Here is a 12,735-nt window from a genome sequence, read left to right as displayed (position 1 = left end):
CCGCCGGGCGGACCAGGTTCACCCCGGAGGGTAGGCCCCCGAGGACCCGCAACCTGAAGGAGGGGCGGGGCCATCTGGGGGCGCAGATGGGGGGGAGGCTCGCCCGGGCCCCAGGGGCCCGGCCCGGGGACGGGCCGGGCGCCCGGCCCCCGGCGCCGGAAACCGGACCACGCCACGTACCATGGCCGCATGTCCTTCCTCCGCCGCCACCGCGCCGCCACACCCGCCGGCCCGGACTTCGACGTCCTGGCCATGGACCCGGGGGACTGGCCGGGCAATCTCGGGGCCGGGCTGCTGCCCGCACCCGACGGCAGCTGCCAGGGTGTCTTCCTCCGCTACGACCTGTTCGGCGGACGCGGTCCCGCGATGATCATCGGCAACCTCCCCGAGGGCTCGCCGGCCCGGGAGCTCGTCGACAAGCAGGTCCCCTTCGAGGTGGCCCAGCTCCTCGACGCCCTGGAGAACGACGAGGACGTCGAGGTCACCGGCGTCGAGGACTGCCCGGTCATGCAGGGGGACAACCTCCTGATCGTCCGGAAGATCAAGCTTTCCGAGAGCCGGATCAGCTGCGTCCAGTTCGACCGCAGCGACAACGTCCTCGTCACCATCGCCAGCTGGGACCGCCCCATCACGGACGACCTCTACGCGCTGCTCAAGCCGCTGCCCGCGGAGCTCTTCCAGCAGGGCTGACAGCACCCCCGGGGCCGGGCTCCGGGCCCGGTCGGGGCGGCCCGGTCGGGGCGGCCCGATCGCCCCGGCCGGCTCGCTCAGCCCGGATCGCCCCGGCCGGCTCGCTCAGCCCGCCGCGATGTCGTTCGCCGCGACGTACCCGAAGGTCATCGCGGGCCCGATCGTCGAACCGGCCCCCGCGTAGCTGCGCCCCATCACCGCCGCACTCGCGTTGCCCGCCGCGTACAGGCCCCGGATCACCGACCCGTCCGGCCGCAGCGCCCGCGCCCGCGCGTCCGTCACGATCCCGCCCTTCGTCCCCAGGTCGCCGGGAACGATCCGGAACGCGTAGAACGGCGGCACCCAGACCGGCGCCAGGCACGAGTTCGGGTGCACCCCGGGGTCCGTGTAGTAGTGGTCGTACGCCGAGTCCCCGCGCCGGAAGTCCGGGTCGGAACCCGCCCACGCCTGTGCGTTGAACCGGTTCAGCGTCGCCCGCAGTGCCCCCGCCGGCACGCCCATCCGCCCTGCCAGCCCGTCCCAGGTCCACGCCTTCTGCACGGCGCCCGAGGCGTACCACGCGTCCGGGAGGACGAAGGTGGGCAGCACGTCCTTGAACAGGTAGCGGTTGCGGTAGTTCTGGTCGACCACCAGCCATGCCGGGATGTGCGACCCGGCCGCCGGGCGGTCCTTGTCGTACATCACGTGCACCACGTCGCTGTACGGCGCGGCCTCGTTGACGAACCGGGCCCCCGCCGCGTTCACCATCAGCCCGCCCGGCAGGGTCCGTTCGGCCAGGCAGAAGTACGGCTCCCCGGGCAGCGGGATCGCCGGCCCCCACCACGCGTCCTCCATCAGGGCGAGCGCGGCCCCCGCCCGCTCCCCGGCCCGGATGCCGTCGCCCGTGTTCTCCTTCGCGCCCACCGTCCACTGCGTACCGATCGGCTGCTGCTGGTACCGCGCCCGCATCGCCGCGTCGTGCTCGAAACCGCCCGAGCCGACGACCACGCCCCGCCGGGCCCGTACGACGCCCTGGGCACCCTCCCGGTGGACCACCACCCCGGTGACCGCACCGCCCTCCACGACCAGGTCCACCAGCGGGCACTCCAGCCACACCGGCACCCCGGCCCGCAGCAGGCCGGCCCGCAGCCCGGCCGCCAGGGCCTGGCCCATCGTCAGCGGCTTCTCGCCGCGCAGCGCCGCCGCCGTACCGCGGGCCAGGCACTCGGCGGACACCGCCGCGCCCCTGGCGTTCACCGCGGCGAGCGTCAGCCACTTGTAGTCCTGGCTGAAGACCACCATCCCCGCCGGCACCGGCATGTACGCCGGGTTCAGGTGGGCGAGCTCCGAGCCGAGGACGTTGCCGTCCAGCTGGTCCGGCTCGATGGACCGGCCGTTCGGCAGCCCGCCCGGCAGCTCCGGGTAGTAGTCGCTGTAGCCCTCCATGAAACGGAAGCGGAGCGGACTGTTCGCCATGACGAAGTCCAGCATCCGCGGACCGTTCTCCAGGAACGCCCGCTGCCGGTCGGCCGGAGCGCCGTCACCGACCACCGCCGCCAGGTACGTCGCCGCCTTCTCCGGCGTGTCCGGCACCCCGGCGGCCCGCAGCACACTGTTGTTCGGCAGCCAGATCCCGGCTCCGGAGCGGGCCGCCGACCCGCCGAAGGTGGGCGCCTTCTCCACCACCAGGACACTCAGCCCCCGCTTCGCGGCGGTCAGCGCGGCCGTCATCCCGGCCGCCCCCGACCCGACCACGACGACGTCGTACTCGCCGACGACGGGCGCCGGCGCCACCGAGGCGGCCCGCGCCGCCGCGGCGGGCAGGCCGGCGGCGACCACCCCCGCCCCGGCACCGGCGAGCACGGTGCGCCGCGAGGGGCGCGAGGGGCGCGAGGGGCACGAGGGGCGTGAAGGGTGCAGGGGCTGCGAGAGGTGCGAGGGGTGCGATCGGTCTTCGGTGTCCGTGGGGTCCGGGGGAATCAGGCGGCCGGCAGGCATGGGCGGGCTCCAGCGGTGAGAGGGAGGCGGAGGACGCCACCGGGTGGCGTACCCCGCCGCTGATGCTGAGTCAGAAAAGGTGTTCGGGGGATCATGTGATGTCAAGGCACGCGCGGCGGTACGGCCCCACCCACCCGCCCGGGCCACGGCGGTGGCGCCATCCCCGCGCCCGCCCCACGCTGGAGTGGTGAACGACCACTACCGCTACCCGGACCTGCGCGCCGTCTACGTGAACTGCACGCTCAAGCGCTCACCCGAGGTGAGCAACACCGAGGGGCTGATCGCACGCAGCCGCGCCCTGATGGAGGCGAACGGGGTCACCACCGAGCTCGTCCGGGCGGTCGACCACGACATCGCCACCGGCGTCTGGCCCGACATGACCGACCACGGCTGGGAGACGGACGAGTGGCCCGTCCTCTACTCGCAGATCATGGCCGCCGACATCCTGGTCCTGTGCGGCCCGATCTGGCTCGGTGACAACAGCTCGGTCATGAAGCAGGTCATCGAACGCCTCTACGCCTGCTCCAGCATCCTCAACGACCAGGGCCAGTACGCGTACTACGGCCGGGTCGGCGGCTGTCTGATCACCGGCAACGAGGACGGCGTGAAGCACTGCGCCATGAACGTCCTCTACAGCCTCCAGCACCTCGGCTACACCGTTCCGCCGCAGGCCGACGCCGGCTGGATCGGCGAGGCCGGGCCCGGGCCCTCGTACCTGGACGAAGGGTCCGGCGGCCCGGAGAACGACTTCACCAACCGCAACACCGCCTTCATGTCCTGGAACCTCATGCACCTCGCGGCCATCCTGAAACGGGCCGGCGGCATCCCCGCCCACGGCAACCAGCGCTCCGAGTGGGACGCGGGCTGCCGCTTCGACTTCCCCAACCCCGAGCACCGCTGAAGCCCGCCGTCCCACGGCTCACCGGATTCCACGGCCCGTCGAAGCCCACGGCCCACCGGACCCCGGACACCGCTGAGCCCCGGGCGGTGGGAGGCCCGGGGCTCAGCGACCATGGGGGGGTGGGGATCTCCGGAGCAGTGGTCAGCGGGTGCCGACCGCGGCCCGGACGGCTCTACGGGCCATCCCGCAGTCGTCGTGCAGGCGGCGCAGCAGCAGCCGCTGCTCCTCGCCCGCGGACAGTGCACCCGCGGGCAGCGGCTGCGTCGGGGCGGTGGACAGCATGGAGCGCTGGACCGCCGTCTCGGACATGCGGATCTCGCGGGTCAGTACCAGCATCAGGTTCACCAGGAAGGCGTCCCTGGCCGCCGGTCCGGCCGCCTGCGCCAGCTTGCTGATCTGGCTCCGGGCCGCCGGCGCGTCGCCGAGTACGGTCCACAGCGTGGCCAGGTCGTACCCCGGGAGGTACCAGCCGGCGTGCTCCCAGTCGAGCAGCACCGGACCGGCCGGCGAGAGCAGCAGGTTCGACAGCAGCGCGTCCCCGTGGTTGAACTGCCACGATCCGCCCGCCACCGCCAGCCCGTGCAGCAGCTTCTGCAGGTCGCCCAGGTCCCGGTCGGTCAGCAGCCCCAGCTCGTGGTAGCGCGAGATCCGCGAGGCGTAGTCCAGCGGGCGGCCGAACAGCTCGCCCGGCGGCCGCCACTGGTTGAGCCGGCACACCGCGCCCAGCGCCGCCCGGATGTCCGGCCGCGGGGGCGCCTCCACCGGATGACGCTGCAGGGCCGCCACCCGGCCCGCCATCCGCTCGACCACCAGCGTGCAGTTCTCCGGGTCCGCGGCGATCAGCCGCGGCACCCGGACCGGCGGGCGGTGCCGGACGAACGCACGGTATGCCGCTATTTCGTGGCGGTACCGCTCACGCCACTCCGGCGAGTGGTCGAGTAAAACCTTCGCGACGGCGGTCGTGCGCCCCGTCGTGCCCACCAGCAGAACCGACCGGCCGCTGCGGCGCAGCACCTGGACGGGCGCGAACTCGGGGCAGATCCGCTGCACGGAGGCGAGCGCGGTGCGCAACTGCGCGCCCTGCGGCCCCGACAGGTCGATTCTGCCGCTCAGCTGCTGTGTCGCCGCTCCCGGCAGCCGGCGGGCCCGTACGGTGCCCGGCGCCGGCGCGACACCGCGGCCGGATTCCCAGTAGGGGCCGCCGCCGGCCTGGAAGGTGCGGTGCGGCCGGACGGGGGCGGACACGGAGGACGGTGCTGCGTACATGACGGTTGCGGTTCCCTTCGTGCGCCGACGAATTCCCTGCACCTTCCCGCCCGGGCACCGACGGGCACCCTGGGGAGTGCCGCCGGAGTACCGGGGCGGGGAGGCGCATTCCTACCTGACACCCGCGCGTGGGTGGCACACCATCTGGCGGACCCTGGCGAACCCTGGCGAATAGTCGCTCGGCATCTTCGGGCGGGCTAGTGTCAACTCAGCCGAGAACCTGGGGGCTTGACGTGAGCAAAGGACCCAACACCCGTCTGAACGACCTGTTCGGCCTGGCGGGGTGGTCGAAGGGCGAACTCGCGAGGATGGTCAACCGGCAGGCGGCGGCCATGGGCCACCACCAGCTGGCCACCGACACCTCGCGGGTGCGGCGCTGGATCGAGGTGGGGGAGACCCCCCGCGAACCGGTGCCCACCGTCCTCGCGGCCCTGTTCACCGAGCGGCTCGGTCGTGTCGTGACCATCGAGGACCTCGGGTTCGTACGGCAGCGGCGCACCTCGAAACGGCAGCCGGACGGGGCGAAGGACAACCCCGACGGACTGCCCTGGGCGCCCGAACGGACTGCAGCGGTCCTCACCGAATTCACGGGAATGGACCTCATGCTCAACCGACGAGGCCTGATGGGCGCGGGTGCCGCGCTCACCGCCGGCTCCGCCCTCAGCAGTGCCATGTACGACTGGATCCGCACCGATCCCGCCCCCGCCACCCGCAGCGCGCCACGCTCCGGCGACGCCTACCAGGCCGACCCCGCGGGCTACGACCGCTACGAGGCGGCCCCCATCGGCTCCCAGGAGATCGAGGCCCTGGAGCGGTCCGTGGAGGTATTCCGGGCGTGGGACGCCTCCAGAGGCGGCGGACTCCAACGCAAGGCGGTCGTGGGCCAGTTGAACGAGGTGGGCGGCATGCTCGCCTACCACCACCCCGACCACCTCCAGCGGAGGCTGTGGGGGGTGGCGGCCAACCTGGCCGTCCTGGCCGGCTGGATGTCCCACGACGTGGGGCTGGAGCCCACCGCCCAGAAGTACTTCGTCATCGCCGCGCACGCCGCCCGCGAGGGCGGCGACCGCCCCCGCGCCGGGGAGGCCCTGTCCCGGGCCGCGCGCCAGATGGTGCACCTGGGCAAGCCCAACGAGGCGCTGGACCTGATGAAGCTGGCCCAGGCCGGCTCCGGCGAGGAGACCCTGCCGCGCACCCGCGCCATGCTGCGCACGATCGAGGCGTGGGCGCAGGCGGCGATGGGCAAGGGACAGGCGATGCGACGCACCCTGGGCGAGGCCGAGGAGCTGTTCGTCTCCGACAAGGGCGACGTACCGCCGCCGAGTTGGATGCAGCACTTCGACGCCGCCGACCTGCACGGGATGCAGGCGCTGGCCTTCCGGACGCTGGCCGAGCACGACCCGTCCGCCGCACCGATCGCCGCCAGGCACGCCAAGGAGGCGCTGCGGCTGCGGTCCGCCGGCCACCAGCGCTCGCAGATCTTCGACTACATCTCGCTGGCCTCGGCGTGCTTCATCGCCGACGATCCGGAGCAGGCCGACCGCTACGCGCGGCTGGCGCTGGTCTCGATGAACGAGACCTCCTCGCACCGGACCTGGGACCGGCTCCGGGAGATGTACCGGCTCACGGGCCAGTACGCCGGCTACGGGCGCATCGAGGACCTGCGCCGGGAGATCGAGGACTCGCTTCCGCACATCCCGGCGGCCCGTCCGCGGACGGGGGAGGTGTAGCCGGCACCTTCCGCCCGGCGGACCGGAGCACGCCGAAGCCGGGGCCGAGGCCCCGGCAGGCTCCGACTCCGACTCCGACGGATGCGTCGGTGGTGGGACGCCGGTCCGGGATACGGTCCGGGTGGGCAGGCTCAGGAGCCGATGCGGGCCACCAGGACGCAGGCGTCGTCCTCGCGCTCGGTCTCGCCGAACTCCTCGATGACCCTCCGGACGCCCTCCTGCGCGGACCGCACCGTGGAGAACCGCGGGGCCAGCGCCAGCAGCCGCTCGGCGGCGTCGACACGGCTGAACTCGATGCTGCGCGGCGTCAGTCCGTCCGTGTACAGGACCAGGACGTCCCCCGCTTCGAGCCGGACCTCGGCCTGCCCGTACGTCGCCCCCGAGGTCGCGCCCAGCAGTACGCCCTCGGGCGGCTGCAGGGCGCGGCCCTGGCCGTGGCGGAACAGCAGCGGGGCCGGGTGGCCGGCCTGCGCCCACGACAGCACACCGCTCACCGGGTCGTACCGGCAGCACACGGCGGAGCCCAGCGCAGGCTGGACGGAGGTCTCCAGGAGCTGGTTGAGCCAGCCCATCAGCGGGCCCGGCTCGATCCCGGCCATCGCCATGCCGCGCAGGGCGCCGAGCACCATCGCCATCCCGGATGTGGCGGTGACCCCGTGGCCGGTCAGGTCGCCGACCGTCAGCATCGAGCTGCCGTCGGGCAGTTCGAGCGCGTCGTACCAGTCGCCGCCGATCAGCGCGCTGGTCGCGGACGGGAGGTAGTGCGCGGCGACGTCGAGGGTGCCGCTGCTGCCGTGCGGGAAGCGCAGGGAGCCCCGCCACGGCGGGAGCACGGCCTCCTGGAGCTCGACGGCGAGCCGGTGCTCGGTCTGGGCGATCTCCCGCTGGCGCTGGAGCGAGTCCCGTGACTCGCGCACCGCCCGCTCGCTGCGCCGCAGTTCGCTGACGTCGCGCAGCACCGCCCACATGGACGCCGTGCACCCGTCGGAGTCGATGACCGGCTCGCCCCGCATGTGCAGGGTGCGTACCCGCCCGTCGGTGCGGATGATGCGGAACTCGCCGTCTATGGCCTTCCCGTCGACCAGGCACGCGGTGACCATCGAGGTCAGCAGCGGCTGGTCCTCGGAGAAGAGGGTCGAACCCAGTTCGTCCAGGGACAGTGCTCCGGCCTCGGGGGACCGGCCGAAGATCTGGAAGAGCTCCTCGGACCAGCTGACCTCGTCCGTGAGCAGGTTCCACTCGGCGCTGCCGACCCGGGTCTGCGCGGCCTCGCCGAACGGCTCGGGGGCGAGCTGTTCGGCCTCCTCCGGCTCGGGGACGGGCGGCAGGCCCTCCTTGAGCTGACCCAGGTGCTCGCGGAGGTCGTCGAGTTGGTGCACGGCCAGGTCGCAGAGTGCGCGCTGCCAGCGTCCCTGAGCGTCGTCGTCGTCCACGACGGTCTCGCGGCGTACGGCGTCGACATCGCCGCGCAGCCGCCGGGTCTGCTTGATGAGCGCGTCCACCGACCCGGGCTCGGGTGGTTGCGCGGGACGGTCCGCGAACAGGTGGGACGGCATGAGAACTCCGATACAGGCGCGGCACGGCCAAGTCTGAAGGAAGGACCGGTTACGACTGTGGCACAGTGCCGATGCGCCTGTAAGGCGATTGGCAACATCCGTTACGGCCTTGCGTATGACATATGCCAAAGGCCTTCCGTCCCACGTGTTCTGTGCGAATGATTGCGAATGATTCAGGTCAGACGCGTGGTCACACCATCAACGGCACGGGGTGGATCTCGTCGGCCGGGTGCCCCGCCCGCTCATGGATCTTCCGTACCGCCTCGGCCGACGGAGCCTCGGAGAGGCAGTAGACCACTCCGGCCTCCGGGTCCGCCCATGCCTGCTTGAAGTGCACCTTTTCGTCGGCCTCGATCGCGAGGTCCGCCCGGTGCGCCTCCATCAGCTGTTCCCGGGTGACACCCTTCATCCCGGTGTGCACATCCATGTAGGTGCCCATAGAGGCCACCTCCTTCGTTCCCCTGGTGGCATCCGGTCCTGCTTCCATCGTGCGCCCGCGGCCGGAAACCGGCCTTCCGGACGGCCGGACCGTACGCACGGTCGACCCGTGCGAACCACCCGGACGTGTCTGCCCCCGGCTGACCCCCGGCAACGCCACGCCTCCCGCGCCCCCCGGACGGAGGACTCCGGCACGTCCCGGACTCCGCGCGGTCCCCCGGGAACCAGGGCTTCCGGCCGCCCGCCGGGATCGCTACCCTACGTGCCGGTAACCCACCCGGTGAGGAGCAGCATGACAGGGCAGAGCCGGCGCACGTTCCTCACCTACCTCGTCGCCGCGCCGACGCTCGCCGTCGCCACCCGGGCCGGCGCCGACCTGCTCGCGCCCCAGCCGGCCGGCGCCGCCGTGCCGACCCTGCCCGCTCCCGCCGATCTGGTCGACCTCGGCGACCTGTTCAAGCTGGCGGGCGCCCCCACCGCCGGCATGCTGGTCCTCACCGTCGAGGCCGACGGGACGATCCGCTTCCGGCTGCCCCGCGAGGAGGTCGGCCAGGGCCTCACCACGGCCGTGGCCATGCTCGTCGCCGAGGAGCTCGACACCCCGATGGCCGCCGTACGCGTGGAACTCGACGATGCCCGGCCCGAGTTGCTGTTCAACCAACTGACCGGCAGCTCCAACTCGATCCGCTCCCTCTACGGACCGGTCCGGCAGACGGCCGCGACCGCCCGCGCCCGGCTGGTCGCGGCCGCCGCGGCCCGCTGGCAGCTGCCGGCCGCCACCCTGACCACCGCCGCCGGCTCCGTCCGCGCCCCCGACGGCCGGACCGCCGGCTACGGCAGCCTCGCCGAGGCCGCCGCGGACCCCGCCCTGGTGGTCCTCGGCGCCACGCCCAAGCCGGCCTCCCGGCACACCCTGGTCGGCACCCCGGTGAACCGGACCGACGCCCGCGCCATGGTCACCGGAGCCTTCGAGTACACCCTCGACCTCGACGTGCCCGGCGCCAAACCGTGCGTCGTGCGCCGCCCGCCCACCCTCGGCGGCACCGTCACCTCCGTCGCCAACGCCGCGGCCGTGCGCGCCATGCCCGGCGTGCTGCACGTCGTCACGATCCCCACCGGGGTCGCCGTCGTCGCCGAGACCTTCGGCCAGGCCCTCGACGCCCGGGCGGCCCTCCAGGTCGACTGGGGCCCCGGACCGGCCGACCGGCTCTCCGACGCGCAGATCCGGTCCGCGCTGCGCGCCGCCAACCCCGCCCCGCTGCTGCCGCCGCTGCTCACGCCCTACGTGGACGCCGAGTTCGACTTCGCCTTCGTCAGCCACGCCCCGCTGGAGACCAACTGCGCGGTGGCCGACGTACGCGCGGACCGGGCCGAGATCTGGTCCGGGCTGAAGTCGCCGATCGTCGCCAAGGAGACGATCGCCGCCGAACTCGGGCTGCCGCTGTCGAAGGTGACCGTCCACGTGGTCCAGGCGGGCGGCTCCTTCGGCCGCCGGCTCTTCTTCGACGCCGCCCTGGAGGCCGCCCGGGTCTCGAAGGCCTGCGGCCGCCCGGTCCGCCTGATGTGGACCCGCGTGGACGACACCCGCCACGGGCGGATGCGCCCGGCCACCCACCACCGCATCCGCGCCACCTACGCCCTGGGGCAGGTGCTCAGCTTCGAGCACCGGGTGGCCGCCGTCGAGACCGACTTCCGGCACGGCCTCGGCGAGATCCTCACCGCCACCGCCGCCCAGCTCCCGCTCGGCATCGGCAACGCCACCCTCGCCCAGACGCTGTTCCTCACGACGGTGAAGTCGCCCTACCACTTCGGCCTGACCACCCAGGCCCTCACGGAGGTGCCCACGGGCATCCCCACCGGCTCCTGGCGTTCGGTGTACTCCGCCAACACCCGCGGCGCCGAGGAGATCGTGGTCGACGAGCTGGCGCAGCGGCTCGGCAAGGACCCGTACGCGTTCCGCCGCGCCTTCCTCAAGACGGACGCCCAGCGCGCCGTGCTCGACAAGGCCGCGCAGGAGGGGGAATGGGGCCGGGCCCTGCCCGCCGGCTGCGCCCAGGGCATCGCCTTCCACGAGGAGTACAAGTCCCGCACCGCGTGCCTGGTCGAGATCGACACCCGGGACCCCGAGCACGTGCGCGTCACCAAGGCGGTGATCGCCGTGGACGTCGGCCGGCCGGTCAACCCGCGCGGCCTGGAGGCCCAGATGACCGGCGGGCTGATGGACGCCGTCTCCACCACCCTACGCGCCGGGCTGCACCTGGACAAGGGGCTGCCGCTGGAGGGCAGTTACAGCCAGTTCCACTGGGCGCGGCAGCGCGACACCCCGCGCGACGTACGGGTGTACGTGCTGCCCGCGACCGGGGACGAGCCCGGCGGCGCCGGTGAGCTCGGCGTGCCGGCCGCGGTGGGCGCCATCGCCAACGCCTACGCCCGGGCCACCGGCACCCGGCCGCGCAGCTTCCCCCTCGACTTCGACGTCGACTTCACCCCGTACCCGCGCTAGCGCGAGACTCAGGAGCCACCCCCGTGCCCTCCCACACCTTCACCGTCAACGGGCGCAGTGTCACCGTGGACGCGCCCGACGACCTGCCCCTGCTGTGGGTGCTGCGCGACCTGCTGGGCATCCGCGGCCCCAAGTACGGCTGCGGGGTGGACGTCTGCAAGGCCTGCACCAGCCACCTCGACGGCCAGGACGTCCGCCCGTGCGTGGTACCGGTGTCCGCCTGCGCGGGGCGGGAGGTGACCACCATCGAAGGGCTCGCGGACGGCGACCGGCTGCACCCGGTCCAGGAGGCCTGGCTCGAACAGGACGTCGCCCAGTGCGGGTTCTGCCAGCCCGGCCAGATCATGGCCGCCGTGGCGCTGCTGCGCCGGACCGGCGAGCCGACGGAGGAGGACCTCGACGCGATCGCGAACATCTGCCGGTGCGGCACCTACGTCCGGATCCGGGAGGCGATCAAGGCGGCGGCCGCCCGGATGTGACGGGGCGCCGGCGGAGCGAGGTGGGGCCCGGTGCTCCCCCGAGACTCCGGGCCCCGACCGCTCGCGGACCAATCTAGGCGGCCGCGGCGGCGGACGGCGGATTCGTCGTGCACAGCGGCACCGGGAGATCGGTATCACTGCGCACAGTGTGCGGTCGGTGATTGAATGCGGCGGCGCCACGACCCGGACCGAAGGGACCTTCCATTCAGCCGCCTTTCACCCCGCTTTCCACCCCGCCTTCCGCCCCGCCTCCCGTCTGGTCCCGGCCCGACGACGTGCTCAAGGCCCACCGCCTCGCCCACAGCGGCGGCTCCGCCGACCTGCTGGGCTGGCTCTCCGGCCGGCTGGGCGGCTGGCTCGCCGTGCTCGACGGCGACGGGCGGCCCGTGCTGCTCGGCCGGTCCGGCTCCGGCTCCGGCTCCGGTCCCGAAGCCGCCCTCGCCGCCCGCGGCGCGGCCGAGCTGACCACCCGCGGCGTGCGCTCGGCGGTGCTGGAGGGGGCCGACGCGACCGCCCTGCTGTTCGCCCTCGGCGACGACCGCGTGCTGGCCGCCGTCCTGCGGCGCCCCCACCACCCCGGCGCGCCCACCCTGCTCGCCGACTCCGCCGTACCGCTCGCGCTGGTGCTGCGCGCGGAGGAGGCCGCCCGGCTCTCCGAGCGCGCCGCGGTGGCCGAGGCCCGGGCCCGCGAGGCGGTGCTCCACCTGCTGATGAACGGCAGGCTCTCCACGGCCCGGCAGATCGCCGAGGCCCTCACCCCGTCGCTGCCCGACCCCCTGCGGGTGTACGTCGTGGAGTGCTCGGCCGGCCGGCGGGCGGAGGTGGCCCGGATCTGCGGGGAACTCAGCGGCGGCCGCGCCTGGATCGTGCGCTGCCCGGTGTACGCACGCCACCTGATCGCCCTGGTCCCGGACGGCCCCGCCGCGGCCGGGCCGGACGGCGACGCGCTGGCCGACGCGCTGGCCGCCGTCGACGGCGACTGCGTGGTGGGGGTCAGCGAGCAGGCGTGGCTGGGGGAGGTCCCGGCCGCCTGGACCCAGGCCTTCCACGCCCTGGCCGTCGCCCGCGGCCGCGACGAACGCCACGCCCGCTTCGGCCCCGGCCCCGAACTGGCCCTGGCCGGTCGATTCTCAACATCGGCCGCTGCCGACGAGCTTACGCGGTGAGAGTCGGGCGGCCGTGGGGGTGTTTAGAG

10 protein-coding genes are annotated in these 12,735 nt (G+C 73.7%); 6 read left to right on the top strand and 4 right to left on the bottom strand.

Features of this window, described 5'->3' with window-relative positions; all coding sequences use genetic code 11:
* The first annotated feature begins 189 nt into the window (after window positions 1-189).
* Window positions 190-690, top strand: coding sequence for a hypothetical protein (locus tag GPJ59_RS25285; protein WP_219669997.1), 501 nt, complete (start codon window positions 190-192; stop codon window positions 688-690).
* Window positions 691-795: 105 nt separating this feature from the next.
* Here the strand turns inward: GPJ59_RS25285 and kstD are convergent, their stop codons facing one another.
* The gene (kstD, locus tag GPJ59_RS25280; protein WP_308120476.1) at window positions 796-2,532 is read right to left on the bottom strand and encodes a 3-oxosteroid 1-dehydrogenase; all 1,737 of its coding nucleotides are present in this window, start codon (window positions 2,530-2,532) and stop codon (window positions 796-798) included.
* 322 nt (window positions 2,533-2,854) lie between these two features.
* Here kstD and GPJ59_RS25275 point away from each other — a divergent pair, with 322 nt between their 5' ends.
* Window positions 2,855-3,568, top strand: a complete 714-nt coding sequence (locus GPJ59_RS25275; protein ID WP_308120475.1) for a flavodoxin family protein — start codon at window positions 2,855-2,857, stop codon at window positions 3,566-3,568.
* A gap of 141 nt (window positions 3,569-3,709) precedes the next feature.
* On the opposite strand, the gene GPJ59_RS25270 is transcribed toward GPJ59_RS25275, so the two are convergent.
* A complete protein-coding gene (locus GPJ59_RS25270) occupies window positions 3,710-4,834 on the bottom strand; it encodes an aminoglycoside phosphotransferase family protein (RefSeq protein WP_219669994.1) in 1,125 nt (374 codons plus the stop codon).
* Window positions 4,835-5,067: 233 nt separating this feature from the next.
* Between GPJ59_RS25270 and GPJ59_RS25265 the strand changes: the two genes are divergently transcribed.
* On the top strand, window positions 5,068-6,564 hold the full coding sequence (locus GPJ59_RS25265; protein WP_219669993.1) for a DNA-binding protein NsdB: 1,497 nt from the start codon (window positions 5,068-5,070) through the stop codon (window positions 6,562-6,564).
* 131 nt (window positions 6,565-6,695) lie between these two features.
* Here the strand turns inward: GPJ59_RS25265 and GPJ59_RS25260 are convergent, their stop codons facing one another.
* Window positions 6,696-8,120, bottom strand: a complete 1,425-nt coding sequence (locus GPJ59_RS25260; RefSeq protein WP_219669992.1) for a PP2C family protein-serine/threonine phosphatase — start codon at window positions 8,118-8,120, stop codon at window positions 6,696-6,698.
* A 190-nt stretch (window positions 8,121-8,310) separates the two neighbouring features.
* Entirely contained in the window at window positions 8,311-8,559 is a 249-nt protein-coding gene (locus GPJ59_RS25255; RefSeq protein WP_219669991.1) for an SCO4226 family nickel-binding protein, read from the bottom strand.
* A 291-nt stretch (window positions 8,560-8,850) separates the two neighbouring features.
* Here GPJ59_RS25255 and GPJ59_RS25250 point away from each other — a divergent pair, with 291 nt between their 5' ends.
* The 3 genes from GPJ59_RS25250 to GPJ59_RS25240 all read left to right on the top strand — a co-directional run bounded on the left by GPJ59_RS25250 (window position 8,851) and on the right by GPJ59_RS25240 (window position 12,706).
* Window positions 8,851-11,061: a xanthine dehydrogenase family protein molybdopterin-binding subunit gene (locus GPJ59_RS25250; RefSeq protein WP_219669990.1), complete on the top strand. Its 2,211-nt coding sequence runs from the start codon at window positions 8,851-8,853 to the stop codon at window positions 11,059-11,061.
* A gap of 23 nt (window positions 11,062-11,084) precedes the next feature.
* The gene (locus GPJ59_RS25245; RefSeq protein ID WP_219669989.1) at window positions 11,085-11,540 is read left to right on the top strand and encodes a (2Fe-2S)-binding protein; all 456 of its coding nucleotides are present in this window, start codon (window positions 11,085-11,087) and stop codon (window positions 11,538-11,540) included.
* Between the two features lie 275 nt (window positions 11,541-11,815).
* Entirely contained in the window at window positions 11,816-12,706 is an 891-nt protein-coding gene (locus GPJ59_RS25240; RefSeq protein WP_219669988.1) for a hypothetical protein, read from the top strand.
* Window positions 12,707-12,735: the final 29 nt, after the last annotated feature.

The organism is Streptomyces bambusae, from assembly GCF_019400985.1.
Classification (GTDB): domain Bacteria; phylum Actinomycetota; class Actinomycetes; order Streptomycetales; family Streptomycetaceae; genus Streptomyces; species Streptomyces bambusae_A.
The sequence above is the reverse complement of the archived record's forward strand: the minus strand, read 5'-3'. Positions and strand labels throughout refer to the sequence as shown.